This is a genomic window from Kitasatospora sp. NPDC002227 (genome assembly GCF_040296285.1).
In the GTDB taxonomy this organism is placed as follows: Bacteria; Actinomycetota; Actinomycetes; order Streptomycetales; family Streptomycetaceae; genus Kitasatospora.
In genome coordinates this window covers 76,476-101,480 of the sequence record NZ_JBEOWY010000018.1, presented here as the reverse complement: position 1 = coordinate 101,480, position 25,005 = coordinate 76,476, and the positions used below count along the sequence as shown (strand labels likewise).

The 25,005-nt window shown below is 74.6% G+C and carries 26 protein-coding genes; 13 read left to right on the top strand and 13 right to left on the bottom strand.

The features are described 5' to 3' along the window. Positions 1–9: 9 nt before the first annotated feature. Positions 10–1,740, top strand: coding sequence for an alpha/beta hydrolase (locus ABT095_RS18625; RefSeq protein WP_350530515.1), 1,731 nt, complete (start codon positions 10–12; stop codon positions 1,738–1,740). 138 nt (positions 1,741–1,878) lie between these two features. Here ABT095_RS18625 and ABT095_RS18620 read toward each other — a convergent pair whose 3' ends face one another. Continuing rightward, positions 1,879–2,820, bottom strand: a complete 942-nt coding sequence (locus tag ABT095_RS18620; protein WP_350530514.1) for an esterase/lipase family protein — start codon at positions 2,818–2,820, stop codon at positions 1,879–1,881. 32 nt (positions 2,821–2,852) lie between these two features. Continuing rightward, a complete protein-coding gene (locus tag ABT095_RS18615) occupies positions 2,853–3,986 on the bottom strand; it encodes a Dyp-type peroxidase (protein ID WP_350530513.1) in 1,134 nt (377 codons plus the stop codon). Between the two features lie 31 nt (positions 3,987–4,017). On the opposite strand from ABT095_RS18615, the gene ABT095_RS18610 reads away from it, so the two are divergent. Further along, the gene (locus tag ABT095_RS18610) at positions 4,018–5,346 is read left to right on the top strand and encodes a right-handed parallel beta-helix repeat-containing protein (protein WP_350530512.1); all 1,329 of its coding nucleotides are present in this window, start codon (positions 4,018–4,020) and stop codon (positions 5,344–5,346) included. Here the strand turns inward: ABT095_RS18610 and ABT095_RS18605 are convergent. Together ABT095_RS18605 and ABT095_RS18600 are read right to left on the bottom strand one after the other, a co-directional pair. Further along, complete coding sequence (locus ABT095_RS18605) at positions 5,304–6,071, bottom strand: hypothetical protein (RefSeq protein WP_350530511.1); 768 nt, start codon at positions 6,069–6,071, stop codon at positions 5,304–5,306. The genes ABT095_RS18610 and ABT095_RS18605 overlap by 43 nt on opposite strands. Positions 6,072–6,281: 210 nt before the next feature. Then, positions 6,282–7,727, bottom strand: coding sequence for a glyceraldehyde-3-phosphate dehydrogenase (locus ABT095_RS18600; protein ID WP_350530510.1), 1,446 nt, complete (start codon positions 7,725–7,727; stop codon positions 6,282–6,284). Positions 7,728–7,928: 201 nt separating this feature from the next. On the opposite strand from ABT095_RS18600, the gene ABT095_RS18595 reads away from it, so the two are divergent. Further along, positions 7,929–8,843, top strand: coding sequence for a TIGR03619 family F420-dependent LLM class oxidoreductase (locus ABT095_RS18595; RefSeq protein ID WP_350530509.1), 915 nt, complete (start codon positions 7,929–7,931; stop codon positions 8,841–8,843). A 4-nt stretch (positions 8,844–8,847) separates the two neighbouring features. Here the strand turns inward: ABT095_RS18595 and ABT095_RS18590 are convergent, their stop codons facing one another. Together ABT095_RS18590 and ABT095_RS18585 are read right to left on the bottom strand one after the other, a co-directional pair. Beyond that, a complete protein-coding gene (locus ABT095_RS18590; protein WP_350530508.1) occupies positions 8,848–9,066 on the bottom strand; it encodes a hypothetical protein in 219 nt (72 codons plus the stop codon). A 79-nt stretch (positions 9,067–9,145) separates the two neighbouring features. Next, positions 9,146–10,042, bottom strand: coding sequence for an ADP-ribosylglycohydrolase family protein (locus ABT095_RS18585; protein WP_350530507.1), 897 nt, complete (start codon positions 10,040–10,042; stop codon positions 9,146–9,148). Between the two features lie 365 nt (positions 10,043–10,407). Here ABT095_RS18585 and ssuE point away from each other — a divergent pair, with 365 nt between their 5' ends. Both ssuE and ABT095_RS18575 read left to right on the top strand, forming a co-directional pair. Next, positions 10,408–10,959, top strand: a complete 552-nt coding sequence (ssuE, locus tag ABT095_RS18580) for an NADPH-dependent FMN reductase (RefSeq protein WP_350530506.1) — start codon at positions 10,408–10,410, stop codon at positions 10,957–10,959. 63 nt (positions 10,960–11,022) lie between these two features. Then, entirely contained in the window at positions 11,023–11,496 is a 474-nt protein-coding gene (locus tag ABT095_RS18575) for a GNAT family N-acetyltransferase (RefSeq protein WP_350530505.1), read from the top strand. 322 nt (positions 11,497–11,818) lie between these two features. Here the strand turns inward: ABT095_RS18575 and ABT095_RS18570 are convergent, their stop codons facing one another. The 4 genes from ABT095_RS18570 to ABT095_RS18555 form a co-directional block, all read right to left on the bottom strand. After that, positions 11,819–12,517, bottom strand: a complete 699-nt coding sequence (locus ABT095_RS18570; RefSeq protein WP_350530504.1) for a hypothetical protein — start codon at positions 12,515–12,517, stop codon at positions 11,819–11,821. A gap of 120 nt (positions 12,518–12,637) precedes the next feature. Next, on the bottom strand, positions 12,638–13,498 hold the full coding sequence (locus tag ABT095_RS18565; RefSeq protein WP_350530503.1) for a MerR family transcriptional regulator: 861 nt from the start codon (positions 13,496–13,498) through the stop codon (positions 12,638–12,640). 57 nt (positions 13,499–13,555) lie between these two features. Further along, positions 13,556–13,846, bottom strand: coding sequence for an SAV_915 family protein (locus ABT095_RS18560; protein WP_350530502.1), 291 nt, complete (start codon positions 13,844–13,846; stop codon positions 13,556–13,558). Positions 13,847–13,877: 31 nt separating this feature from the next. Then, positions 13,878–14,063, bottom strand: a complete 186-nt coding sequence (locus tag ABT095_RS18555) for a hypothetical protein (RefSeq protein ID WP_350530501.1) — start codon at positions 14,061–14,063, stop codon at positions 13,878–13,880. 396 nt (positions 14,064–14,459) lie between these two features. Here ABT095_RS18555 and ABT095_RS18550 point away from each other — a divergent pair, with 396 nt between their 5' ends. Together ABT095_RS18550 and ABT095_RS18545 are read left to right on the top strand one after the other, a co-directional pair. Then, positions 14,460–14,945, top strand: a complete 486-nt coding sequence (locus ABT095_RS18550; protein ID WP_350530500.1) for a hypothetical protein — start codon at positions 14,460–14,462, stop codon at positions 14,943–14,945. Further along, positions 14,857–15,432: a hypothetical protein gene (locus ABT095_RS18545; protein ID WP_350530499.1), complete on the top strand. Its 576-nt coding sequence runs from the start codon at positions 14,857–14,859 to the stop codon at positions 15,430–15,432. Before ABT095_RS18550 ends, ABT095_RS18545 begins: the two co-directional genes overlap by 89 nt. A gap of 21 nt (positions 15,433–15,453) precedes the next feature. Here ABT095_RS18545 and ABT095_RS18540 read toward each other — a convergent pair whose 3' ends face one another. Genes ABT095_RS18540 through ABT095_RS18530 form a run of 3 tightly spaced genes read right to left on the bottom strand, consistent with a single transcriptional unit; the run spans position 15,454 to position 17,165 of the window. Next, positions 15,454–16,062 carry a 4'-phosphopantetheinyl transferase family protein gene (locus ABT095_RS18540; RefSeq protein WP_350530498.1) on the bottom strand — a complete coding sequence of 203 codons (609 nt, stop codon included), beginning with the start codon at positions 16,060–16,062 and terminating at the stop codon, positions 15,454–15,456. Continuing rightward, positions 16,059–16,283 carry an acyl carrier protein gene (locus tag ABT095_RS18535; protein ID WP_350530497.1) on the bottom strand — a complete coding sequence of 75 codons (225 nt, stop codon included), beginning with the start codon at positions 16,281–16,283 and terminating at the stop codon, positions 16,059–16,061. The genes ABT095_RS18540 and ABT095_RS18535 overlap by 4 nt, the downstream gene beginning before the upstream one ends. A 30-nt stretch (positions 16,284–16,313) precedes the next feature. Further along, complete coding sequence (locus ABT095_RS18530; RefSeq protein ID WP_350530496.1) at positions 16,314–17,165, bottom strand: class-II aminoacyl-tRNA synthetase family protein; 852 nt, start codon at positions 17,163–17,165, stop codon at positions 16,314–16,316. 252 nt (positions 17,166–17,417) lie between these two features. On the opposite strand from ABT095_RS18530, the gene ABT095_RS18525 reads away from it, so the two are divergent. The 6 genes from ABT095_RS18525 to ABT095_RS18500 all read left to right on the top strand — a co-directional run bounded on the left by ABT095_RS18525 (position 17,418) and on the right by ABT095_RS18500 (position 24,981). Further along, the gene (locus ABT095_RS18525; RefSeq protein WP_350530551.1) at positions 17,418–18,491 is read left to right on the top strand and encodes a phytanoyl-CoA dioxygenase family protein; all 1,074 of its coding nucleotides are present in this window, start codon (positions 17,418–17,420) and stop codon (positions 18,489–18,491) included. Next, positions 18,473–19,765 carry a DUF6271 family protein gene (locus ABT095_RS18520; protein WP_350530495.1) on the top strand — a complete coding sequence of 431 codons (1,293 nt, stop codon included), beginning with the start codon at positions 18,473–18,475 and terminating at the stop codon, positions 19,763–19,765. Before ABT095_RS18525 ends, ABT095_RS18520 begins: the two co-directional genes overlap by 19 nt. A gap of 50 nt (positions 19,766–19,815) precedes the next feature. Further along, positions 19,816–21,435, top strand: a complete 1,620-nt coding sequence (locus ABT095_RS18515; RefSeq protein ID WP_350530550.1) for a condensation domain-containing protein — start codon at positions 19,816–19,818, stop codon at positions 21,433–21,435. Continuing rightward, positions 21,425–22,660, top strand: coding sequence for an MFS transporter (locus tag ABT095_RS18510; protein WP_350530494.1), 1,236 nt, complete (start codon positions 21,425–21,427; stop codon positions 22,658–22,660). Before ABT095_RS18515 ends, ABT095_RS18510 begins: the two co-directional genes overlap by 11 nt. Before the next feature lie 289 nt (positions 22,661–22,949). Next, complete coding sequence (locus ABT095_RS18505) at positions 22,950–23,942, top strand: ABC transporter substrate-binding protein (protein ID WP_350530493.1); 993 nt, start codon at positions 22,950–22,952, stop codon at positions 23,940–23,942. Between the two features lie 13 nt (positions 23,943–23,955). Next, a complete protein-coding gene (locus tag ABT095_RS18500) occupies positions 23,956–24,981 on the top strand; it encodes a FecCD family ABC transporter permease (RefSeq protein ID WP_350530492.1) in 1,026 nt (341 codons plus the stop codon). Positions 24,982–25,005: the final 24 nt, after the last annotated feature.

The following is a 25,005-nucleotide window of genomic DNA, read 5'->3' as shown; positions in this document are numbered from 1 at the left end:
GGGGCCACCGTGTCGCAGCTCGACCTCGCCACCCTCCGGGACAGCGACTTCACCACGCTCTACCCGCTCGCCGAAGCCTGCGACACGCTGTACCGCTCCTTCGCCGAGCACGCGGACACCTGGCACAGCTCGGTGGACACCCGCGTGCAGGCCTCCGGCTGGCAGGGTGCGGCGGGCACCAACGCGGCCCGCTCGATCGGCACCACCACCGCACGACTGCGGGCTGCGGAAGGCGAGTTGGGCATGATCGGGCAGGTGCTGCGGAACGCGGCGGACGCGCTGCTGCTCGCCCAGTCCCGCCTGCAGCAGGCCCTGGCCGAAGCCGCCACGGCCGGGCTCGAGGTCGGCCCGGACGGCACGGTCACCGCGCCGGCGCACACCGCGGCGGACCGCCACGACCCGGATGTGCGCGCCACCGTGCAGAGCCTGGCCGAGGTGATCGGCGCCGCCCTGGCCGAGGCGGCGGAGGCCGACCAGGCCACCGCCGACCAGCTGCGGCACTACACCGCCAACGCGCACCAGGGCACCGCCGGCCTCACCCTCCAGCAGACCGCCACCGACCGGCTCGCCGTCTCCTCCGCCACCCCGGACCTGCTGCGCCGCGCCGTCCCGGGGCCGGACGCCGCGCCCGCCGACGTGCACACCTGGTGGGCCTCGCTCACCACCGTGGAGCAGCAACGGCTGCTGCGCACCCACCCCGAGCTGCTCGGCCCGCTCGACGGCCTGCCCGCCGCCGCCCGCGACCAGGCCAACCGCGCCAACCTCACCCACCTGATCGCCGACTACCGGAGGCGCTCCCGCCGTTCGCCCGACGAGCAGGCGAAGCTGGACGGATTCCTGGCCCTGGAGCGGAGGTTGGCCGACTGTGCGGGCAGCCGGCCGCCCGCTCTGCTGCTCGCCGTGGGGGACGAAGGCCAGGGCCGCGCGGTGCTCTCCTGGGGCGATCCGGACACCGCCCGGCACGTCAGCGCGTACGTGCCGGGGCTCGGCACCACCCTCGCCGCGATCGGCGGGCGCGACGCCGACCGGGCGTACCACCTCTGGCAGGCCGCGCAGCGCACCGATCCGGGCAGCCCGACCGCCTCGCTGGTCTGGCTGGGCTACGACCCGCCGCCGGGTCTGGACCGGCTCGCCAAGCGCGACCTGCGCCCGGCCGAGGTGCTGAGCGACGTCCGCGCGGAGCACGGGGCGCCCGCGTACGCCCGGTTCCTCGCCGGGCTGCGCGCGGGCCACCAAGGGCCGCAGCCCGCGCACGTGACGGCGCTCGGCCACAGTTACGGCTCGACCACCGTCGGGCTGGCGGCCCAACTCCCGGGCGGGATCGCGGCGGACGAGCTGGTGCTGGTCGGCAGCCCGGGCACCGGCGCGGACAGCGTCTCGCGGTTCACCACCGCCCCGGGCCACGTGTGGGTCGGCGACGCGGAGAACGACCCCGTCAGCCACCTGCCCTCCACGGGCGACGGCGCCGCCCGGGTGATCGGCGGCCCGCTCGGCACCGCCCTCTTCCACGCGGTGGCCGACGACCGAGGGCAGCTGTACTTCGGGGCCGACCCGGCGGGCGAGGCCTTCGGCGCGAGGCGCTTCCGGGTCGCGGACGGGCCGCCGGGATCGTTCGCCTCGCACTCCGACTACCTCGACGACCCCGCCGAGCCCGGCACCCGCGAGTCGGTCGACAACATCGCCCGGATCGTCACCGGCCACTACGAAGCCGTGACCGAGCAGGCCCGACGCTCACCCTGACGGTGCGCCGTCGACGATCAGGGCGATGCCGTCCAGGAGCGGCGCCCTGCGCGCCGGCGGGCGCCGACCACCGGCGGGCGTTCGCGGAGTACGAGCGCCGGATGCGGCCGTTCGGTGCTCATCGACGCCCGGCCGCGCTCAGAGCAGCGGGCCGGTCACCGGGAGCACCACCTCGCACGGCACCGGCCGCGGGTGCGCCGGGTCGAGCGCGTTGAGCATGTCGGTGAGGGCGACCGGGTCGGCGGCGATCTCCAGGTGGTCGCTCGCGTCCAGCGCGCACTGGTCCTGCACGGTGAGGTCGGTGACGTGCGGACCGGCCGGCAGGAAGGCATTGGTGTACGGGGTGACCACCTCGTCGAAGCGGCTGGCGATCACGGTGTAGTCGACGCCCGGCAGGGTCTCGCCGCCCGCGTTGAGGTCGGTGAGGAACGGCGATCCCTGCTCCTGCTCGACGCAGGCCGGGCAGGCCGCGTCGAGCACCGCGTTGGCGGGCTCCAACAGGTCCAGCTGCCGGGCGAGTTCGGTGATTCCGTCGATGGTGGTGCCGTTGTTGCTCGGCGCGATGCCGACCAGTCTGGCGACCTTCGCCGCGCCGCCGAGGTACTTCAGGTAGTAGCGCGGCATCATGCCACCCTGCGAGTGGCCCACCAGGTCGGCCCTGGCGGCGCCGGTCGCCGCCAGCACCTGGTCCACGAACGCGGCCAACTGCCTGGCGGACGCCGCCACGTGCCCGGTGCCCTGGACCGGGAAGCCGGGCGCGCCACCGTAGTTGAAGGTGTAGACGCAGTAGCCGTTGTCGGCCAGCAGCGGCGCGGCCCCGGCCCAGTTGTCGTGCCTGTTCTCGAAGGTGCCGTGCACCAGGACCACCGGGTCCGGGTGCGCGGCACTCGGGCGGCAGGACCGGTCGTCGGCCCCCGGCGGCGCCTGGTCCGGGCTGAGGAAGCCCAGTACGAAGCCGGTGGCGAAGTGGTAGTTCACCGGGTACGGGGCGGCGGCCCCGGCGGGCTGCCCGCCGCCGGCCAGCAGGCCGAGGGTGGTGAGCGCTCCCACCGCAAGTGCACGGACACGCTTCGTTCGCATGTTCCAGACCTTTCTCGCCGAATCCGCGGCCCTCACAGGTACCGCGCCGGGCCGAACAGGCTCGCGCCCAGCGCGGTGCCCGGCGGGCCCGGCGGCGGGAGGTAGTAGACGCCCGAGGCCCGGTGCTCCACGAAGGGGGTGAGGGCGTCGCGCTGGGCGAGGCGTTCCTGGACCCGGACGAACAGGGCCGGGTCGCGCAGGTAGGCACAGAACAGCAGCCCCTGCTCGCCGGGGCCGTCGGTGTAGGTGTAGCCGCGGCGCAGCATCCGGGCGCCGCCGTCCAGCCGGGAGTTGGTGAGCCGGATGTGGGCGGTGGCGGGGATGAGGTAGCGGCCCTCGGGTGTCTTGGCGTAGAGGTCGGGGTCCTCGTGCTCGCGGGTGCCGCCGAGCGGGCTGCCGTCGGTGCGGCGGCGGCCGACCACGGCCTCCTGCCGCTCCGGCGGCAGGGCGGCGAAGGCGGTGGTGTCCATCGCGATCCGCCGGTGCACCAGGAAGCTGCCGCCCGCGCAGGGCCCGGAGGGCAGCCAGATCCACTGGCCCTCGGCGGGCCCGGGGTTGGCGGAGCCGTCCTTGAAGCCGAACAGGTTGCGCGGCGTCTGCCCGGCCGGCCCGGCCGGGACGTACCCGTGCCGCCGCCAGCGCGGCACCAGGCCGGGCACCTCCAGCGCCGCTGCCAGCGCGTCGAGCCGCTGCGCGCAGGCGCCGGTCAGCTGCAGCAGCACGTCTCCGCCGCCGAGCGCCGGGTCGAGCCGGTCACCGGGCAGCGGCGGCAGGTCGGCGAAGGGCACCGGGGTGACGAGCCCCAGCCGCCCGGCCGCCGCCGGGCCGATCCCGAGGGTGGCCGTCAGGGCGGTCCGCTCCCGGTCGAGCACGGCGCTCCACCGCTCGCACACCTCCCGCAGCTCCGCCGCCGCCCCGGGCGTGTCGTAGGCGAGGAGAAGCAGGTGCGGCAGCTGCGGCAGCACCAGCCCCGGGTGCCGCAGCGCCGCCCCGGCCCCCGCGTACGGGTGCGTCCCCGCCGAGACCCCGGCGGCGTCCGCCGAGGGCCCGGCGGCATCCGCTGCGGCGGGTGCGGGCCTGGCGGGCCGCCGGAACGCCGCCGCGGCGGCCAGGGCTGCGGCGGCGCCGAGGAGGGCGCGGCGGGGGGTCGAGGTGGGTGGCTGCACGGAGGTGATTGAAGCCGGTACACAGGGGGCTATGCGAGTCGTCCGTCCTCCCCGCCGGGGCGCCCCCGGCCCCCTGGCCCGGCTGCTCCGCCGGGCCCATCCACTCGGGGTGTTGCTGCTGGTCAGCGTGCTCACCAGCCCGGTGGCTGCCTGCGGCGGCGGGGGCAGCTCCGCCGACCGGGCCCCGACCGGCGCCGGCGCGGTGCTGCAGGTCCCGGGCTCGTACGGGTCAATCCAGCGGGCCGTGGACTCCGCCCGTCCGGGTGACCTGGTGCTGGTCCATCCGGGTGTGTACCGGGAGAGCGTGACGGTCCGTACCCCGCGCGTGGTGCTGCGCGGCACGGACCGTCAGGGGGTGGTGATCGACGGCGAGTTCCGCCGGGCGAACGGCATCACCGTGACCGGCGCCCAGTCGGTGGTGGAGAACCTGACGGTCCGTCGCCAGCTGGCCAACGGGGTGCTGTTCACCGGGGTCACCGAGGAGCGGCTGCAGGGGCGCGGTGCGGGCGGCGGGGCCGGGTACGACCCGCTGGACACGGTGAAGTTCCCGCCGCTGGAAGGCTTCCGGGCCTCCTACGTCACCGCGTACGACAACGCGCTGTACGGCATCTACGCGTTCGACGCCCGGGCGGGGGTGATCGAGCACAGCTACACCTCGGGCCAGGCGGACTCGGGCATCTACGTCGGGCAGTGCCGCCCCTGCGACACCGTGGTGCGGGCCAACGAGGCCGAGCACAACGCGGTGGGCATCGAGGTCACCAACGCCTCGGAGCGCCTGTACCTGCTGGGCAACCGGGCCCGACACAACCGGGTCGGCGTGACGGTCAACTCCAACGACGTGGAGGCGCTCACCCCGCAGCACGGCGCCGTGCTCGCGGGCAACGTGATCGCCGACAACGCCGAGCCGGCCACCCCCGAGCAGGCCGACGGCGGCTTCGGCATCGGCCTGGGCATCGGCGGCGGCACGGGCAACCTGGTGACCCGCAACCTGATCTCGGGCCACCCGGCGGTCGGCATCCTGGTCACCGACGTGCAGGGGCACCCGGCGAAGGACAACCGGCTGCTGGGCAACGCCTTCGCGGCCAACGGCGCCGACACCGCGCTGGCCGCCCCGGCGGGCACCGGCAACTGCTTCGTCGACCCGGCCGCGCCGGAGAGCTGTCTGACCGTCCCCACCGCCGGGCCCGCCGTCGCCGTGCCCCCCGGCGTCTCCTTCCGCGAGCTGCCCGCCGCCCCGCCGCGCCCGGGCCTGCCCGACCCGGCCACCGCTCCGGCCGCCCCGGCGGTCGGCCTCCCGGGCCCGGTGGACCAGGCCGCCTACCCCCTGCCCGCCGGTCCGGACGGCCCGGCCGGGCTCTGAGCCCACGGTGTGCCGGGCACCTGCTCGGCCACCTGCCGCGCCGTCAGGTCGAGGGTGAGCGGCTGCGCCAGCCCCGGCACCTCCACCCGGACCCGGCGCAGCAGGCCGTCCCCGTCCACCCAGTACGTCAGGTGGGCGCTGCCCGGCTCGCTGCCGCGCGGCAGCGGGCCGGCGAACACGCTGTACGGCCGGCCGTCCACCGTCTCCTCCCGCAGCCAGCGGGCCCCCGACTGGGCGAGCAGCTGGGCGTTGTCCGGCCGGTCGGCGGCGAGCGCCATGGTGACCCGCAGCGCCAGGTCGAAGGGGTCGGTGGTGTAGGCGCGCGGGGACCAGGCCGGGGGCGGCATCCGGCCGGTGGTGACGGTGAGGCTGTCGGCCGAGGGGGCGCGCCCTTCGTCCGGTGCCACGCCCAGACCGGCCGCGTCCCAGGCGACCAGCCCGCCGCCCTCACCGCTCTCGTACCGGCCGACCGCACGGCGCTGCCGGAAGTCCACCACCCCGTGCACCCGGGTGACCGCCCCGGCCCCGGGCACCGCGAGCTCGACGGCCACCGGGCTCGCCTCGAAGGTGGTCAGCCGCGACAGCGCCAGCCGGGCCGCCTCTTCCTGGGTGACCGGCCGGCTCGGCGGCGGCGCCCACCAGGCGCGCAGCCCGGCACCACCCGCCAGCACGGCCGACAGGGCAACGGCGCCGAGCAGCAGCCGACGGCGGCGGACGGTCTTCACGGGCACTCCCAGACTTCCCAAGGGCCCCCGGCCGGGTACCGCGGCGGCCGAGCAGTAGTCCAGCGGCCGGGAGCCCGCCCGCGAGTGCCGACGCGCCCGAACGTCCACCGGGGTTCACCCCGCCGGCCCAGCTCCGGGAACGCCGCGAGGCGGTGACCGGGCTTCGCACGCGCCCGGGCACCGCCTCGCGGAAAATCAACTGCCGGCTGGTCAGACCACCGGGAGCGGGTAGGTCGGGTACTCCACGCCGGAGACGTGCTGCACGACCCGGATCACCTGGCACGAGTAGCCGAACTCGTTGTCGTACCACAGGTAGAGGATCGCGTTGTCACCCTCGACCTTGGTCGCGCCGGCGTCCACGATGGAGGCGTGGCGCGAGCCGATGAAGTCGCTGGAGACGGCGTCGGGCGAGTCGATGAAGTCGATCTGGCGCTTCAGCGGCGAGGTCAGCGACACCTCGCGGAGGTAGTCGAGCACCTCCTCGCGAGAGGTCTCCTGCTTCAGCTGCAGGTTGAGGATGGCGATCGAGACGTCCGGCACGGGGACGCGGATCGAGCTGCCGGTGATCTTCGCCTTGAGGTCCGGCAGGGCCTTGGCGACGGCCGAGGCGGCACCGGTCTCGGTGATGACCATGTTCAGCGGGGCCGAACGGCCACGGCGGTCGGCCTTGTGGTAGTTGTCCAGCAGGTTCTGGTCGTTGGTGAACGAGTGCACCGTCTCCACGTGGCCGCGGAGCACGCCGTACTTGTCCTCCATCGCCTTCAGCGGCGGGACGATCGCGTTGGTGGTGCAGGAGGCGCAGGAGATGATCTGCTCGTCCGGCTTCACCGAGTCGTGGTTCACGCCGTGCACGATGTTCGGCACGTCGCCCTTGCCCGGGGCGGTCAGCACGACCTTGGCGATGCCGGGGCGCAGGTGCTTGGACAGGCCCTCGCGGTCACGCCAGCGGCCGGTGTTGTCGATCAGGATGGCATCCTCGATGCCGTACTCCGTGTAGTCGACCTTGGTCGGGTCGTCGGAGTAGATGACCTTGATCGCGTTGCCGTTGGCGACGATGGTGCTGTTCGCCTCGTCCACCGTGATGGTGCCCTGGAACTGGCCGTGGATCGAGTCGCGGCGCAGCAGCGAGGCGCGCTTGACCAGGTCGTCGCCGCCGCTGTTGCGGACCACGATGGCCTTCAGGCGCAGGCCGTTGCCCGAGCCGGACTTCTCGATCAGCAGGCGGGCGACCAGGCGGCCGATCCGGCCGAAGCCGTAGAGGACCACGTCGCGGGACTTCGCACGCTCGACCTTGTTCTCGCCGGTCGCGCCGGTCAGCGCCTCGGCGGTGAACTCGGCGACCGACAGGCCGCGGCTGTCGGCCCGGTAGGTCGCGGCGAGCATGCCGAGGTCGATCTGGGAGGGGCCGAGGTCGAGCTCGGTCAGGGCCTGGAGGAAGGGGAAGGTCTCGGTGACCGAGAGCTCCTCACCGGCGATCTGGCGGGCGAAGCGGTGGGTCTTGAGGATGCTCACCACCGACTTGTTCACCAGGGAGCGGCTGTGCAGCAGGACGGTGACGTCCTTCTCCCGGTTCAGCCGGCCGATGATCGGAATCATCGCCTCCGCGATCTCCTCGCGGTTCATCCAGTCCGTGAACACGTCGTCGTTGACAGTCACAAGTCCATCTTTCGAGCTGAGGGTTTACCCGACATGCTAGCCAGCGGCTCCCCTGATCTTGCACGCAGGGCCCTGACCTGCGCCACTCGCACCCCCTCCCACCTGCGAGTCCTCCCCCTGACCGAGACGGGGCTCACACTCCTCGCCGCCGTCCGGTGGGCGTTCATCGGTTGTTGATCACCCTGCAGCAGGCTGTTCGGCATGCACCTCGGACTCGCTCTCCCGCAGTACGGACCGCTCGCCGACCCGGCGCTCTCCGCCCGGGTCGCCGCCACCGCCGAACAGCTCGGCTACCACAGTCTCTGGGTCGGTGACCGCCTGCTGGTCGCCACCGATCCGCAGAGCCGCTACCCCGGCCGGGACGGCACCCCGCCGCCCGAGCACCGGACCTTCCTCGACCCGCTGACCGTGCTCACCGTCGCGGCCACCGCGACGAGCCGGGCGCGCCTGGGCACTTCGACCCTCAACGCGCTCTGGCAGCCGCCCGCGCTGCTGGCCCGCACGCTGACCAGCCTGGACCACGTGAGCGGCGGGCGCCTAGACGTGGGGCTGGGCCTCGGCTGGTCGAAGGACGAGTACCAGGCGCTCGGCGTGCCGTGGCGCGGGCAGGGCGCGCGCCTCGACGAGACCCTCGACCTGCTCGCGCACCTGTGGGCGGACGGGCCCGAGGTGGAGTTCGAGGGCGCGCTCTGGTCGGTTCCAGGCGCGGTGGTCGGGCTGAAGCCGGTGCAGCGGCCGGGGCCGCCGGTGCTGCTCGGCGGGTTCAGCCCCGGCGCGCTGGCCCGGGTCGGACGCCGGGCGGACGGCTGGCTCGGCGCCGGACTTCCGTTGCCGGCCCTCACCGACCTGTGGGGCGCCGTCCGCCGCTACGCCGCCGAGGCCGGCCGGGACACCGCCGCCCTGCGGCTGATCCTGCGGATCAACCCGGTGGTGACGGCGGCGCCCGTGCCCGCCGAGCAGGTGCCGCACCGCGGCACCCCCCGCCAGCTCGCCGACTACCTGCTCGCGGCCGCCACCGCCCTCGGCGCCGAGCCCCTGCTCGACCTGCACCTCTCGGCCCGGACCGGCCCCGAATACCTCGCCCTGGCCGAGGAGTTCCACCAGCTCCTGTCCTGACCTGCTACCGCGCTCCGGCGGTGCTCGACGCCACCGGCGCCGGGGTGCTCTGCGCGGGCGTCGCACCGTGGTGCGACGCCAGCCAGAAGCCCCCCAGCAGACCGGCCACGGCCAGCACCTGGTGCCGGTGCTGCTTCCACCACGACGGCTGACCGGCCGACATGAACCGCAGCTGGGTGAAGTCCGGATGCACCTGCGGCGGTGTGTCCTTGAAAAACCCCATCAGAGATCAACCTCCTTCCCTCTTGGGGAGGTTCATCACGGTACGCGGCAGTTGCGAAGATCGCTGACAATAAATCCCGCTACCTGCCGACCCACTCCGGCAGGGCTTCGACCAGCTGCTTCCACCGCCCCGGGACCGCCCCGGCGCCGAGCCGGGCGGCCAGGATCCCGCCGACGATCGCGCAGGTGGTATCCACGTCCCCGCCCGCCGCGGCGCAGGCCCGCAGCGCGCCCTCGAGGTCGTCCGGGTGCGTTGCCGCGCACCACAGCGTGAACGGCACGGTGTCCACCGCACTGGTCCGCCGCCCGTTGCCGAGCCGGTGCCCGGCGTACTCCGGGTCCCGCTGCGACGTCAGCTCCAAGGCCTCGGCCACGCCGCCGCGCACCCGCCCGGCCGGGGTCAGCTCCAGCGCCGCGCCGAGCCACTGCGCCACGTCCGGCTCCTGCCCCCGGCTGCCCGCCGCCACGGCTGCCGCGACCGCCACCGCGACGGCACCGGCCACCGCTTCGGGGTGCGTGTGCGTCACCTCGGCCGACCGGGCGGCCTCCCGGGCGGCGGCCGCCACGTCCCCTGCGAACCAGGCCCCGAGCGGCGCGACCCGCATCGCCGCGCCGTTCCCGTACGAGCCCTGGCCCTCGAACAGCCCGGCGGCCAGCTCGCGCCAGTCGCCGCCCTCGCGGGTCAGGCGCAGCATCCGGTTCATGGCCGGGCCGTATCCCCGGTCGAAGTCGTGCCGGTGGGCGAAGGAGTGGGCCAACGCATCCTGGTCCGCCGCACCGTGCTCGCGGAGCACGGCCACCACCGAGCAGGCCATCTCGGTGTCGTCCGTCCACGGCCAGGGGCCGGGCGGCAGTCCCTGGGCCGCGAACACCGCGCGGCTCTCGGGGACGAAGTACTGGGCGCCGAAGGCGTCACCGGCAGCGAGGCCGGCGAGAGAGTCGAGAGCTCGGGTCAGGGGATCGGTGTGGTCAGTCATCAACCAGCATCCTGCCAACGCCACCCGCCCCGGACCACGGGGTTTTCCGGGCATCCTGGCGGTCTGCTCCCACCAGGCCCGGCCCGTGGCCGACGAGCACGAGGCGCCCGACGCCTCCGGCAACCGCCGCACCCACGGCACCCGCACCGTGACCTGCGGCGCGTTGACCCGGCGGGGTGGCTTGCTGCATGCTCCTGGGGTGAGTGGAGCTCGGATTCTGGTGGCTCGCCTGCACGTCGATCTGGGACGGCACGCGAGTGCGCGCTGTCGCGCCGGTCGGTAGTCGCCTTCCCTGAGCCCTTCGAGCTCGGGTGAGTGGCCCACGCCCCCAGCGCCCGCTCTCCTTCCTCCCCAGGAGCCGTTCCATGACCTCCGTCCTGGCCCTTTCCGGCAGCCCCTCCGCGAACTCCCGTACCGGCCTGGTCGCCGCCCACCTGGTGCGGCTGCTGGCCGACAGCGGTGCGACCGCCCGGCAGCTCCCGATACGCGAGCTGCCCGCCGCCGACCTGCTCGGGGCGAGGTTCGACAGCCCCGAGATCGCCGCCGCCACCGCCGAGGTGGCCGCCGCGGACGGGATCATCGTCGCGACTCCCGTCTACCAGGCCTCCTACACCGGGCTGCTCAAGGCCTTCCTCGACCTGCTGCCGCAGGGCGGGCTGGCCGGGAAGGCCGTGCTGCCGGTGGCGACCGGCGGCTCGCTGGCCCACGTGCTGGCGATCGACTACGCGCTGCGCCCGGTGCTCTCGGCGCTCGGCGCCCGCCACGTGGTCGCCGGCTGCTTCCTGCTCGACCAGGACATCCTCCGCACGCCCGACGGCGGCGCCGAGTTCGAGCCCGCCGCCGAGCTGCGCCTGCTCGAGGCCCTCGGCGGCTTCACCCAGGCCCTGAACAGCCCCGCCACCGCGCTCGTCCACTGACCCGGGAACGACCCGGAAGCGACCCGGGAGCGACCCGGGAACGACTCGGAAAGGCCCAGCTCCATGCCTCTCGACGTACGCCCCGTCCACTTCGACGACCCGCTGGTCGAGCCGCTGCTGCGCGAGCTGACGGAGGACTACGGCAACCGGTACGGCGAGGGCGGCCGCCGGGAGATGCAGCGCGATCTGAGTGATGAACTCACGCCGCCCGACGGGCTGCTGCTGCTCCTGGTCGAGGACGGCGCGGCCGTCGCGGGCGGCGCGTTCCGCCGCTACGACGAGCGGACGGCGGAGCTGAAGCGGGTGTGGACCCACTCCGCGCACCGCCGCCGCGGTCTGGCCCGCCGCACCGTCGCCGAGCTGGAGCGGGCCGCCGCCGAGGCCGGCTACGACCGGGTCTACCTGACCACCGGGCCGCGCCAGCCCGAGGCCAAGTCACTGTACTTGGCGGCCGGTTACACCCCCCTGTTCGACATCGAGGCCGATCCGCTGACCATCGGCCTGCTGCCCTTCGAGAAGGAGCTCACCCCGGCATAGCCGCTGCTCGGCGGCGACCGCCGAGGCCGGCACCAGGGCGGCGGTCGGCAGGCCGACCCGCTCCAGCAGCGAACCGGCCTCGCGCAGCACCTCCCGCTCACCCGAATCGCTCACCTGAATCGCCCACCCTACAGCGGGAGTTGAGCAAGGAGATCGGGCCCTGGAAGACCAGCCGCAGCTCGCGCCGGACCAGCCGCAGCACCCGCCCGGAGGCACCCGCCCGAGGCCGTACGGGCCGGCCGGGCCAGCAGCCGCCCCAGCGAGGTCTTGCCGCTACTGCTCTCCCCCCGCCAGGCCGAGACCGTACACCTGCGGCGCCTTGTCACACCGCCGGCGTCCAGCCGAGCGCCGGGCCGAGCCGTCCGGCCAGGTCTGCCAGCAGCTGGGCGTGGTCCTCGGCCGGCAGGCCGTCCGGCAGCACCACGGCCATCTCCTCCACCTCCCGGAAGGCCGCGTCCGCCCGTAGCCGCTCGGCCAGTTCGGCCGCGGGCCCGGCCAGGCCGGACAGTGCGGCGTACCTGGCCCGCTGGGCGGCGGTGGCCGAGTCGGTGGGGAGCAGGGCGAGCCGCTGGCAGACCCGGGCCCAGGCGCCGTCCGGGTGCCGTTCCCGGAAGGCCCGGATCTGCTCGAGCCGGCCGTCGCCCGCTTCGGCCAGCAGGTTGAGCCCGCGCTCGCCCGCCCGGCCGGCCGAGCGCGGCCCGTCGGCCACGCACCAGACCCGCCGGTCCAGGCCCGCCACCGCCGCCTCGGACACCGCGACCCCGAGGTGGAACCGGGCCCCGCAGCGCCGGTCGAGCGCGGCCAGCTCGTCGTGGCTCCCCGACGGCAGGCCGGCCACCCCGAGCGTGATCCGGCCGGTCCGCCGGGCGGCCTCGGTCAGCACGGTGAGGTCCCCGCCGCCGACCCAGGCGGTGTCGAGGCCGAGCCGCTCCCCCAGCTCGACCAGCCGCAGCGCGGCCTCGGTAGGCTGACCCTCCGTCAGGAAGCCCAGACTCCGCAGCGGCCGCGACCTCGGCTGCACGGGCCGCTCCCGCGCGCCAAAACCCAGGGCCCGCAACAACCTTGACCTCTGCGGCACTTCAGCCTCCGCTCGCCGTGGCCCGCACGGCAGGCCCGGCGAGGGTGGTCATCGTACCGGCGATCACTCCGCTGCGGGAGCACCCTCGGAGATCGGCCAGGCCAGTTCGAAGCGGTTGTCCGGGTGGGCCGCCTCGCCGCACCAGCGGCGGTAGATCTCCTGCACCGGCCCGGCGAAGGTGAAGGAGTGCTCGGCGATCCAGGCCGCCAGGGCGTCGTAGGCGGGGAGGATCTCGGGGTAGGTGGTCTCGGCCCCCGCGACCTCCGTGCTGGCGTACAGCCCGGCCGGGATCTCGAGGACCTCGATGCCCGCCGGCAGGTCCCGGGGCTGCGCGGCGGTGGCCAGGAACGGCAGGCAGACCTCCACCGGTGAGGCCTGCTCGTCGGAGACCGGGCCGTGCAGCCGGGTGAGCGCGGGCCCGGCGAGGGTCAGCGGCGCCCGCCCGGCGGCGGTGTACAGCTCCTGGTAGCCCCGGGTGACGAACTCGCTGAAGCCGGACTGGTCGACGGTGGCCCGGCAGGCCAGCGCCCGGACCGGCCCGCGGTGGGACACGCTGATGCGATGGGTGGTCATGCCGGCTCCTCGGCCCTCGGCGGTCAGTACCTGGTGGAGGACGCTCCGCTGCACCGCCAGCCGCCGCTCGGCGGCGGCCAGGTGCGCCCGCAGGCCCGTCGCGATGTCCTGGCCGGCCGCCCGCACGGCCAGCAGCTCCCGCACCCGCTCGATCGGGATGTCCAGCTGGCGCAGCGCCCGGACGAGCTGGGCGGTGCGCAACTGGTCCCGCCGGTAGTAGCGGTAGCCGGTGCCGGGGTCGACCACGGCCGGGGTGAGCACCCCGGCGGTGTCGTAGTGCCGCAGCGCGGTCACCGGCAGGCCGCTGGCCTGTGAGAACTGGCCTATCGGCAGCAGATTCGTCCTGTCCACGCCGGTACTCTGCCGTCTCGCGCTGCTGGAGAGTCAAGGCCCCCGCGCAGTAACCCCCTACTCGGCCGCGGCCATCGCCGGCCTTCGGCCCTTGGTCGCGGCGGCCACCAACTTCGGGTCCAGCACGATGTGTTCGACCCCCAGCGGCACGGTGAGCTCCCGCAGCGCCCGCTCGGTCAGCTCGGCCACCTCCTGATCGGGCCCCAGCAGCGCCCGCAGCGCCGCCACCGAGCTGAACTCCACCGCGCACCTGGCCCCGTCCCGCTCCCGGAAGAGCCGCAGCACCTGTGCGCCACCGACGGTCCGCACCGGCACGTAGCGGGCGGGATGTTCTCCGAGGTCGGTCATCTCTGTCCTCCTGGCTGGGCTGCCGCGCCGGTCAGTCCTCGTAGTACGCCGCGTACCGGCAGTGGCCGCCCGGCCGCTCCGGCTGGGGCTCCCGCTCCGGCTCCGCCGCCGGCTCGAAGACCGTGCCGCGCAGCAGCCGGCGCAGCGCCGCCGCCTCCACGGCGGGCCGCGCCCCGCGTTCCTCGGGGTCGCCGGAGATCACCAGGTAGTCGGTCATGGCGTGCGCCGTCCTTCCGGTCGCGGTACGGGCTCCCCACCGGGCCCGCGCTCCGCTCCAGTCCACCCCGCCGCGCCCCTGACCGGCCCCGCCTTGACACCCCGCCTACGCCGATCGCCCCGCCCCTGACGCCACCTTGACACCGCTACCCCCGAACGGGTGAACAGCGGTCACGCCTTGTCGGTCAGCGTGAGGCAGCCGATGCGGCGGAAACCAGGTCACCGTCCGGCGCCGGGAGGACTTCCTCGCGCTCACGCTCACCTGCTACGGCCTGCGGCTGCGCACCGACCCGGCCTCGGCGCCGGTGCTGGAGCGCTGCTGGTCCTGGAGTACCCGCCGCAGTCGCTGCGCGAACGGTGCTGGGACAACACCTGGCCGGGCGGCCCGGCGGCGACCGTGCCGGCCGGGCCCAGCCGGCTGGTGTTCCGGCTGCCGCCGGAGCTCGGCGAGCTGCCGTACGACCTGTCGACGCTGCTCGGGGCGGTCGGCTTCGAGCCGGTCCTGGTGCCCGCCGCGCTGACCGAGGAGGCGGCGCCCTCGCCGGCCGGCTCCGGGCTCCGGCCGCCCGAGCCCACCGAGACCGCGATCGAGCTGCCGCAGCGCCTGCTGCTCTCCCCCCAGCGACGAGGGGGCTGGACGCACGCCACCGCCCCGGTCGAGCACGACGGCCGGGTGGAGCTCTGGCACAGCCGGCTCGGGGTGCGCGTGCCTGCCGCTCTGACCAGGCGGGTCAGGGCCGCCGGCCCTGACCCGCCGTCACCGGCTGTCGGTACGCCGTGCCAGGATCCGCGGCATGATGATCGAGACCCTGCTCCGCGAGCTCGCGGACGAGCACATCGAGTACGACTGGGCGCGGCCCACGGAGTACCAGCGCGCTGGTGACCTGCGGGTCACCTCCGAGGTGGTGTTCAGCTGCCCGAACCCCCCGGAGTTCTCCCCCTGTGGCGACGTGCCGCCCGGCTCCCACCCGGTGCACGTCGGCTTCCTCCGCCGCCAGGATCGCGAGACCGGCGAGGAGGTCACCGACGTCAGCCTGGTGTTCGTCCCCCTGGCCGCGCCCGAGGTGATCGCCGAGGCCGAGTTCGAGGACGCCATCGAGGACTGGCAGCCGCTCGGCCCCGATCTCGCGTTCCTGTGGGACAGCGCCGCGATGGACGTCCTCCCCGAGGGCTTCGAGGACCACGTGACGGCCGAGCTGGCCGTCCCCGGCCCGGACGGCCGGGGCCGCGCCTGGGCCGACTTCCTGGTCGAGCCGGCCACCGGCCTCAACGTCCTCGCCTTCCCGGTCTCCTCCGAGAGCGCCACCTGCCTGGCCGGGCGCTCGGCCGACGGCACCCTGGTGGCCCTGCTCATGGTGGCCGAGGTCTGACCGGCCACGGCGGGCCGGGGCTCAAATGCCGAGCGAGCCGGGGGAGTCGAGGGAGCCGAGGGAGCCGAGCTCCACGACCGACACCGGGCCCCGGCTCGCAACCGCCGCGACGGCCGCCCGGGGCGCGTCCGTCCACTCCTCCGGCCGCCACTCCCCCGGGCCCGCCTTGTACTCCGCCTCGGCACGCACCCACCGCCGCAGCCACTCCGCGCCCGAGGCCGCCCCGGCCGCGGGCAGGACGCGGCGCAGCACGGCGGGCGGCGGGGGACGGCGCCCGGCGGGTTCGACGTCCACGCCCACCGGGCCGGGCCCGGCGGCGGCCGCGACCACTCCGTCGGCGTGGCTCAGACTGATGCCCACCCCGGGCCGGCCGGGCAGGTACGGGCGGCCGTGCCCGGATCGGCCGCACCCCTCGCAGAGCTGGGCCAGCGCCACCTCCGCCACCGGCTGCCCGGTGAGCCGCGCCGCGCACAGCCGCACCAGCAGCCGGGCCGCCAGCACGTCCGCACGCCGGTCCGGCCGTCGCACCAGCGCCAGCCGGTCCAGCTCCCAGCGGGCGAGCAGGTGTTCGCCGAGCTCCGGCCGGGCCAGTACCTCCGCCGTGGTGGCCACCACCGCCAGGGTGCTCACGCGCTGAGGAACTTCTCCTGCACCCGGTCGAGCGTGCGGAAGTCGTCGATGGTGACCTCCTGCAGGTCGATCTCCGCGCCGGAGAGGCCCTCGAGCAGGTCGATGAACTCCAGGAAGTCCATCGAGTCGATCAGCCGCGCCTCGATCAGGTCCTCGTCGCCGCGGATCGGGCCGTCCAGGCCGGGGTTCTTCTCGCGCAGCCAGGCAGTGATGGGTTCCATGACTCTTGCTCCAGAGGAAGTGACGTGTGTTCAGGCCGCGTTGAGGCGCTCGAGCGCCTGCTCGGCCGTGCCGTGGGCGAGGATCATCGCGTGCACCCAGCGCTCGACGCCGAAGGCGACGCAGGCGCTGTAGGCCGGCCCTTGCCCGCCCGCGCGGATGTCCAGGCGCTCGCCGAAGAAGTTGCGGTGCCGGTTGACGGAGGCGATCGCCGTGCCGTCGGGGGCGCTGAACTCGTGCTTGACCGGATCGAGCTTCATCAGCCTGGCCCGTGAGCCGCCCTTGTCGTAGAACGGGTCGTCGGCCGTGGCCCGGGTCAGCTCCAGCCCCAGCCGCCCGGCCAGTGCCAGGACGAACTCCGCGCCCTGCTCCAGGTGCTGGACCGCGCCGTCCTTGCTGCCGAGGTAGAGCACCTCGCGCATGGTGAAGCCCCAGAGCCGCCGCAGCCCGTCGTAGTGGGTCTCGTTGCGGAAGCAGCGCCCGGCGGCCGAGACCCGAAGGCCCTGCTCGCCGACGTCCTGGCCGGCCAGCGAGAGCAGCAGGCCGTAGCAGGTGGCCGAGGGCAGCAGGTAGCCGGTGGGCCGCAAGGCCTGCTCGCCAGGGGCCGCACCGGCCGCCAGGGCGTCGAAGCCCTCCGGGGTGAACTGCCCGGCACTGACGCCGAGATGGGGGAAGTTGCGGAAGTAGTCCAGCCGCGCCAGCCCCTCGGCCGGCAGCAGCGGCGGGCCGGTCACCTCGGGGGCGGCGAGCTGCTCGGCCAGTCCGGTGAGCAGCGTGTCCAGGCCGCGCAGCAGGGCGGTGTGCGCCGGGTCGAGCGGGACCAGACCGGCACCGGGGCTCCGCAGAGCGAGCTGTGGCAGCGCCGTGGCGGCGGATGTGCGCATCGAGACTGATCCCCTCCGAGGACGAACTGGGCGTACCGCTTGGCCCTTCGGACCCTAGGTCAGCCTCTCAAACATTGTCTAGACCAAATGGCCTATACCAATCGGTAAGGCCGGACGGGCAGTTCCGCCCGCCGCGAGGGCAGCCCCGGCTGCCCGGCCGATACTTGACACCCGCACTGGTCTGGACCAATCCTGACGCTTGGCGGGCCGCCCACCGCACCTGACTCCCCCCTGGAGAGAGCCCCGCACATGATGCAATCCCCTGCCCCACGCCGCCCCTACCTGCACCGGGCGGCCTCCGACCGCCCGTACTTCAGCGCCGACGGCGAGTCCTACCTGGCCCCGACCACCCTGCGGGAGCTGACCAAAGCCCGGCCGCTGCGGGTGCTCTCCGAGGCGGACTTCGCGCACTGGCAGACCTACGGCTACGTCATCGTGCGCGAGGCGGTCCCGGCCGCCAAAGCCCGCGAACTGCTCGACTTCACCTGGGAGTTCCAGGGCCTCGACCCGGGCCGGCCGGAGAGCTGGTACGAGCAGCGCCCGCTGCGCTCCGAACTGGACCAGCAACTGCACATCTACGGCTTCGTGGAGGCCTACCACCACCAGCTGCTCTGGGACAACCGCCAGGCCCAGCGGGTCTACGACGCCTTCGTGGACGTCTGGGACTGCGAGGAGCTCTGGGTCACCCTCGACCGGCTCAACCTCAACCCGCCCAACGTCGGCAGCCGCGACCGGGCGCTGATCGAACCCAAGGAGCGCGGCTTCGACATCGAGCTGCACTGGGACATCGACACCACCCTCGGCGTGCCTCCGCAGCGGGTGCAGGGCATCATCGCGCTCAACGAGACCACACCGGAGACCGGCGGGTTCCAGTGCTGCCCCGAGCTGTTCCGCCGCTTCGAGGAGTGGAAGCCCGCCCAGCCGGCCGGCCGCGACCCGCTGCGCCCCGCGCTGGACCAGGCCGAGTACCCCGTCGTCCGCCCCGAGCTGCACCCCGGCGACCTGCTGATCTGGAACGGCCTGCTGGCCCACGGCGTGGCCCGCAACGCCTCGAAGGACGGCGTCCGGGCCGTGCAGTACCTGTCGATGATGCCCGCCCTGGAGGAGCACGAGCGGCTGCGCAAGTCCCGGGTCGACTCCTGGCGGCACCTGCGCACCCCGCGCTGGAACCGCACCCTGGTCGGCGACCCGGTGCTGCACGAGTCCAAGCGCTACCCGACGGCCGTCCTCGACACCCTCGGCAGCCGCCTGCTCGGGCTCGGCTCCTGGCACGACGCCCCTTCGTTCCAGCAGAGCGGAGCGCCCGCGTGCGCCGAGTCTGCCTGACCCTGCCCACCAACCGCGCCTGCGCCCCGGCCATCGCCGAGCTGGCGGCCGAAGCCGCCTACGGCGCCGCCGGGTTCGGCGTCGAGGTCCACCTGCTGATCCTGGACTCCGCCGCCCCGGCCGCGCTCGCCGAGCACCGCCGCGCGGTCGCCGCCCTGCCGCCCGCCCCCGGCGTGGTGGTCCACCACCTGGACGAGGACGGGCAGCGCGCCGTCCTGCGGGCTGCCGCCGGGCCGCGGATCCTCGACCTGCTGCTGCCCGCCCGGATCTCCTACGGCGCCTGCACCGACCGGGCCTTCCTGCTCGCCGAGCACCTGGGCTGCACCTCGGTGCACCGCCGCGACTCCGACAGCCGCTACCAACTCCTGGACGGCGCACCGGTCTACCCGATCCACGCCGAGCTGACGGCGCTCGGCCGCCCGGCCGCCGAGGTCGCGCCGCTGGTCACCCGCAGCAAGCTCGACCCCGCCGCGTCCGAGCGGCCGGTGGCCCTGGTCGGCGGCTCCTTCATCGGCGAACTCTCGGTGGACGTCGCCGAGATCAAGGAGCTCGACCCGGCCGTCCACCGCGAGCTGGTCGGCCTGACCCTGCCGCCCGACTGCCCGCCGCTGTGGCGGGACCACCTGATCGAGCAGGCCTTCACCGGCGCGGGCACCACCCCGTACACCGCCGAGCGGACCATGCTCACCGCCGTCAGCCCCACCCAGGTCGACCTGTGCAACATCGCCTTCGACCGGCGGCTGTACGGCCGGGTGCCGCTGCCGCCCGCCACCGACACCATCGGCAGCGACTACTTCCTGCTCCACCTCGCCCGGCACGCCGGGCTGCCCGGCGTCGTGCACAACCGGCACATCGTCAACTTCCACACCGGCGAGCGCCGCAGCGACGCCGGCTTCCTCGCCTACCAGCTGCGGCTGGCCCGCTACCTGCTCGCGGTGCCCTACTGGCAGGCGGTGTACGCGCGCCTCGCCGAGGCCGGCCCCGAGCTCCTCGACGGGGAGGGGGCGGTCCGCGCCGAGGCGGTGGCCGGGTACACCCGGGAGAGCACCGGCCTGGCCCCCGCCGCGCAGTCCGACCGGCTCGACCAGCTGGCCGCGGCCTACCGCCGGCTCGGCGGGCGCTACGCCGAGGTCGCCCGTGCGCTCGAGGCCGGGCGCTCCGGCATCCTCGACCAAGTCCGGTCGGACCAGCTGGACTTCGCCCTGCTGACCGAGGCCTGGGGCCCGCTCACCGCCGCCCTGCGCGGCAACTCCCGGGCGGCGGCGGCCTCGTGATCACCACCATCCGCTACACGGGCGGCAGCGAGCGCCGGGGCCCGGTCACCATGGGCCAGGCCAACATGATCCGCTGCATCCTGCGCGACGACCCCGTGCAGATCAACATCCACGACGTCTGGCCGGTGCCGCCGGTCACCACCCTGGCCGCCGTGCTCGACGCGCTGCGCACCCTCACCCTGCGCCACGAGGCGCTGCGCACCACCTTCCCCGCCCAGGGCGAGCAACTCGTCTCCGCCGAGGGCGAGTTCACCGTCACTGTGCTGGACCACGAGTCATTCCCCGAAGAGCCCTGGCGGTACGCCGAGTCGGTGGCCCGCGAGGCCCGCGCCGGGCGGTTCGAGCTGGGCCGCGACTACCCGCTGCGGGTGTCGGTGCTCTGCCTCGCGGGCGAGCCGGCCTTCGCCGCGCTGGCCGCCAGCCACGCCGTGACCGACGGCGGCGCGCTGGCCGTGCTGCGCGAGGAGTGGCTGGCGCTGCTCGCCGGGGACGAACTCCCGGCGCCCACCGGGCTCACCCCGCTCGACCTCGCCGCCGAGGAGGCCACCTCGGCCGGGCAGCGCAAGTCGGCGGCCTCACTGCGGCACTGGGAGCGGATCATCCGTACCGGGCCGCAGGCGATGTTCGCCGAGCCGCGCGCCGAGCTGACCGACTGGCACCTGCCGCAGCTCACCCTGCGCTCCGGGCGCGGCGCCCGAGCACTGGCCCGCACCGCCGAGCGGACCGGCAGCCTGCCCTCCACCGTACTGCTCGGCGCCTGGTGCACCCTGGTCGCGCACCGCGCCGGGCAGAGCTCCTGCGTGGCGGCCGTACCGACCTCCAACCGCTTCCACCCCAAGCTGGCCCGCGCGGTCGGCGCCCTGTCCCAGGACGCGCTGCTCCAGCTCGACCTGCGGGTACCCACCTTCGACGAGCTGCTCCGCCGGGCCTGGGGCGCGGCCCTGAACGCCTACCGGCACAGCCAGTTCGACTCCGTCCGGCTCTGGGAGATGATCGGCCGGGTCACCTTCGAGCGCGGCAGCGACTTCGCCCGGGACGTGGTCTTCAACGACGTCAGCCAGCTCCCCGCCACCCTGGCATCGGCGGCCGACCGGGCGGCGGGCGAGCAGACGGCCGAGCTGAGCTGGGGCCCGGCGCAGGTCCTGCCGACCAGGCTGCTGGCCTTCGCCTACCAGACCGACCCGCTGCTGCACCTGAGCATGTGGGCCGACCCGGCGCTGTTCACCCGGGCGGAGGCCGAAGGCTTCCTCGCCGGCCTGGTCCGGCTGCTCGAGGCGGCCGCCGAAGGGGACGTCCCGCTGGACGTCCTCACCGCGGTCACCGGGGTCGAACCGCCCGTACGGGACGGGAGTTGGCAGCCGGTGGACCAGTGCTGGGTCTCCCCGCCCGCCGTGGCCGAGGCCCTGGCCAAGGCGCTCGGCGGGCTGCCCGTGCACGTCGGCGCCGCCGACGGCGAGCTCACCGCCCACATCGCCGCCGGCGCCGCACCGCTCACCCCCGCCGAGGCCCACACCGCCCTGATGGCCGCCCTCCCCGGCCACCCGGGGCTGCTCGCACCCCACCGGTACGTCATCGTCCGGCACCCACCGGCGGCCGGCGAGGCGTGGCACCGACAGCAGACTCTCCTGGAAGGAAGCGGCCGGGAACGGCCACCATCCCATGACGATTGACGAGACGGCCGCCCCCGCGGCCCCCGCCACGCTGCCCAGCCCGTGGCGCTCCCCCCTCTTCCGGCTGTTCTTCACCGCCCGCAGCGCCTCGCTGCTGGCCGACGGCATGCTCATGGTCTCCCTGACCACCGCCGTGCTCGGCACCGGCTTCGGCGCCTCCGGCGTGGGCTACGCACTGGCCGCCTGGATGGCGCCGGTCGTGCTCCTCGTGCTGTTCGGCGGCATCCTCGCGGACCGCTTCTCCCCCCAGGTGATGATGGTCGGCGCCGACGTGGTGCGGATGGCGGCCATGCTGACCCTGGCCGCGCTGCTGGCCTTCACCCACGTGCGGCTGTGGGAGATCATGGCGCTGATGGCGCTCAGCGGGGCCGCGACCGCGATGTTCCAGCCCGGCCTGGCCGGGATCGTGCCGCAGATCACCGAGGACATCCAGCAGGCCAACGCCCTGCTGCGGATCTCCGAAGCGGTCAGCACCCTGCTCGGCCCCGGCTTGGCCGGGCTGCTGGTGGCGACCTGGCAGGTGGCCGGCTCCTTCCTGGTGATCGCGGCCGCCTTCGCGGTCAGCGCCCTCGGCCTGCTCCCGCTGCGGCGGCTCGCCACCGTCCGGGACGACAGCGACGACCCGATGTGGCACCGACTGGCCACCGGCTGGCAGGAGTTCCGCTCCCGGGCCTGGCTCTGGGGCGTCATCGCCGCCTGGTCGGCCTACGGCCTGTTCGTCTTCGGCCCGGCCATCCCCCTGTGCGCGACCCTGCTCACCCAGCAGCACGGCAGCAGCGGCTACGGCTGGATCGCCTCCGCCGACGGCGCCGGGACGATCGTCGGCGGGCTGCTCGGCCTGCGCCTGCGCCCGCGCCGACCGCTCGTCGCGGGGGCCTGCGCGATGCTGGTCTTCTCGCTCAACCCGCTGGCCCCGGCGCTCGGTTGGTCGCTCCCGGTCACCCTGGCCACCGGCGCGGTGGCCGGCTGCGCCTACGCCTTCTGGGGCGTCATGTGGTCGACCACCGTGCAGTCCCAGATCCCGCTGAAGGTCCTCGGCCGGGTCTCGGCCTACGACGTGGCCGGGTCGATCCTGGTCATCCCGCTGGGCCGCGCCCTCTCCGGCCCGGTCTCGAACGCCTTCGGCGCCTCGCACGTCCTGCTCGCCGGCACCGCCCTCGGCGTGCTCTGCCTGCTCGCCATGCTCGCCCTCCCAGCCGTCCGGGGCGTCACCCGCACCCCGTAGGCGGCGAGTGCCCGGCGGTCCGACGGGCGCCGTGTTAGTGTCACGCTGCCGGACATCTGCACGATCGTGCAGGTGTCCGACCGCGTGTCAGGCAGCGAAGCCGGTGAAGCCCGCAAGGTCCGGGGCCACTCCGGCGCTGTCCCGCAACTGTGAGGTCCCGCCAGGGGCCGAGCCAGGTCGCCTCCTGCCGCGCCACGACATCGACCCTCGTGGGAAGGGGCGGTCCGTCCAAGTCGGCATGCCGTCCGGGGGATCGGCCGCTTTCCGCCCGTACAGGAGGAAGCGGCGCATGACGCCCCAGCCCCACCCGCGCCGGCCGCGCAGCCCGCTCGCCCGCGCCCTCTCGGCCGCGACCACGCTCCTCACGGCCACGGCCGTCCTCGTCGGCTGCGGCAGCTCCGGGAGCTCGGGTGGCACCGCCTCCCCCTCGGCCTCCGCCGCCGCGTCCTTCCCCGCCACCGTGACCGCCGCCAACGGCGCCGTCACCATCAAGGCGCAGCCGCAGCACATCGTCTCGCTCTCGCCGACGGCGACCGAGGACCTGTACGCGGTGGGCGCGGGCAAGCAGGTCGTCGCGGTGGACTCGATGTCGAACTACCCGTCCGGCGTGCCGACCACCACCCTGAGCGGCCTCACCCCCAACGTCGAGGCGATCGTCGCCCACCACCCGGACCTGGTGATCGCCTCCCAGGACACCAACGGCCTGGTCGCCGGCCTCACCAAGCTCGGTGTGCCGGTCATGATCGAGCCCGCCGCCGCCAAGCTCGACGACGCCTACCAGCAGATCGAGCGGATCGGCCAGGCCACCGGCCACACCGCCGAGGCCGGGAAGACCGTCACCGACATGAAGGCCAGGATCGCCGACACGGTGAAGCAGGCCGGCTCGGGCCACGCGAACCTGAGCTACTTCTGGGAGGTCAGCGCCAACCCGTACTACTCGGCCACCTCCACCACCTTCGTCGGCCAGGTCGCCTCGATGTTCGGCCTGAAGAACATCGCCGACGCCGCCGCCAAGGCCGCCGACGGCGGGTACCCGCAGCTCGCCCAGGAGTACATCGTCCAGGCGCAGCCGCAGCTGGTCTTCCTGACCGACAGCGGCGCGGCCAGCGGCGGCCAGACTGCCCAGGTGGTCGCGGCCCGGCCGGGCTGGGCCACCGTGCCCGCCGTGAAGAACAAGCAGATCATCGCCCTGAACGAGGACATCGCCTCGCGCTGGGGGCCGCGCCTGCCCGAGCTGGTCGCGGCGATCGCGCAGGCCGTCCAGAAGGCTCCCGCCCAGTGACATCCGCCGGGTCATGCTGACCGGCCGGCGCCGCACGGCCTGGGCCTACGGCATCGCGGTGGCCGCGCTGGCCGTCGCGGTGCTGGTCGGCGCGATGGCCGGGGCGGCGGACCTCGACCCGCTCGCCACGGCCGCCGCCCTGCTCGGCCGGCTGCCGTTCGTGCACCTCGACCCGGGGCTCGACCAGCTGGACCAGGCCGTGCTGTTCCAGATCCGGCTGCCCCGGGTGGTGCTCGGCGCGCTGGTCGGCGGCGCGCTCGCGCTGGCCGGGGCCGGGTACCAGGGCGTGTTCCGCAACCCGCTGGTCGACTCCTCGCTGCTCGGCTCCTCGGCCGGGGCCGGGCTGGGCGCGACCGTCGCGATCGTCTCGCTCGGCGGCACCTCCCCGGCGGCGGTGCCGGTCGCGGCCTTCGTCGGCTCGCTCGCCGGGGTCGCCGTCTCCTACCTGGCCGGAGCGGCGGGCGGCTCCGGCACGGCGACGCTGCTGCTCGCGGGGCTCGCCGTCTCGATGTTCCTGACGGCTGTGCAGACCTACGTGCTGCAGCGCTCGACCGAGTCCATCCAGCAGGTCTACACCTGGCTGCTCGGCTCGCTCTCCACCGCCACCTGGGACCGGACCTGGCAGATCCTGCCGTACCTCGCGGTCTCCGCCCTCGCCGTGCTGCTGCACGGCCGCCACCTGGACGTGCTCTCGGTCGGCGACGAGGAGGCCCGGTCGCTCGGCCTGCACCCCGGGCGGATCCGGCTGGTGGTGGTGACGGCCTGCGCGCTGGCCGCCGCGAGCGCCGTGGCGGTCAGCGGGCTGATCGGCTTCGTCGGGATCATCGTGCCGCACGCCGTCCGCCGCCTGGCCGGCTCCTCCTACCGGCACGTGCTGCCGCTCTCCCTGCTGGTCGGCGCGGCCTTCCTGGTCCTCGCCGACACCGTGGCCCGCACCGTCGTCGCCCCGGCAGAACTGCCGATCGGCGTGGTCACGGCACTGATCGGCTCGCCGCTGTTCGTCTGGATCCTGCGCTCCACCCGCGCGGTGCGCACGTGAGCGGCCTCCAGCTCGCCGGGGTCG

What these genes read in the sequence shown, in the direction of transcription:
- ABT095_RS18620 (WP_350530514.1), bottom strand. Translation starts at nt 2,820, where the DNA reads ATGCGAACGAAGCGTGTCCGTGCACTTGCGGTGGGAGCGCTCACCACC.
- ABT095_RS18610 (WP_350530512.1), top strand. Translation starts at nt 4,018, where the DNA reads ATGCGAGTCGTCCGTCCTCCCCGCCGGGGCGCCCCCGGCCCCCTGGCC.
- ABT095_RS18595 (WP_350530509.1), top strand. Translation starts at nt 7,929, where the DNA reads ATGCACCTCGGACTCGCTCTCCCGCAGTACGGACCGCTCGCCGACCCG.
- ABT095_RS18590 (WP_350530508.1), bottom strand. Translation starts at nt 9,066, where the DNA reads ATGGGGTTTTTCAAGGACACACCGCCGCAGGTGCATCCGGACTTCACC.
- ABT095_RS18585 (WP_350530507.1), bottom strand. Translation starts at nt 10,042, where the DNA reads ATGACTGACCACACCGATCCCCTGACCCGAGCTCTCGACTCTCTCGCC.
- ssuE (WP_350530506.1), top strand. Translation starts at nt 10,408, where the DNA reads ATGACCTCCGTCCTGGCCCTTTCCGGCAGCCCCTCCGCGAACTCCCGT.
- ABT095_RS18575 (WP_350530505.1), top strand. Translation starts at nt 11,023, where the DNA reads ATGCCTCTCGACGTACGCCCCGTCCACTTCGACGACCCGCTGGTCGAG.
- ABT095_RS18560 (WP_350530502.1), bottom strand. Translation starts at nt 13,846, where the DNA reads ATGACCGACCTCGGAGAACATCCCGCCCGCTACGTGCCGGTGCGGACC.
- ABT095_RS18555 (WP_350530501.1), bottom strand. Translation starts at nt 14,063, where the DNA reads ATGACCGACTACCTGGTGATCTCCGGCGACCCCGAGGAACGCGGGGCG.
- ABT095_RS18545 (WP_350530499.1), top strand. Translation starts at nt 14,857, where the DNA reads ATGATGATCGAGACCCTGCTCCGCGAGCTCGCGGACGAGCACATCGAG.
- ABT095_RS18535 (WP_350530497.1), bottom strand. Translation starts at nt 16,283, where the DNA reads ATGGAACCCATCACTGCCTGGCTGCGCGAGAAGAACCCCGGCCTGGAC.
- ABT095_RS18530 (WP_350530496.1), bottom strand. Translation starts at nt 17,165, where the DNA reads ATGCGCACATCCGCCGCCACGGCGCTGCCACAGCTCGCTCTGCGGAGC.
- ABT095_RS18525 (WP_350530551.1), top strand. Translation starts at nt 17,418, where the DNA reads ATGCAATCCCCTGCCCCACGCCGCCCCTACCTGCACCGGGCGGCCTCC.
- ABT095_RS18515 (WP_350530550.1), top strand. Translation starts at nt 19,816, where the DNA reads ATGGGCCAGGCCAACATGATCCGCTGCATCCTGCGCGACGACCCCGTG.
- ABT095_RS18510 (WP_350530494.1), top strand. Translation starts at nt 21,425, where the DNA reads ATGACGATTGACGAGACGGCCGCCCCCGCGGCCCCCGCCACGCTGCCC.
- ABT095_RS18505 (WP_350530493.1), top strand. Translation starts at nt 22,950, where the DNA reads ATGACGCCCCAGCCCCACCCGCGCCGGCCGCGCAGCCCGCTCGCCCGC.
- ABT095_RS18500 (WP_350530492.1), top strand. Translation starts at nt 23,956, where the DNA reads ATGCTGACCGGCCGGCGCCGCACGGCCTGGGCCTACGGCATCGCGGTG.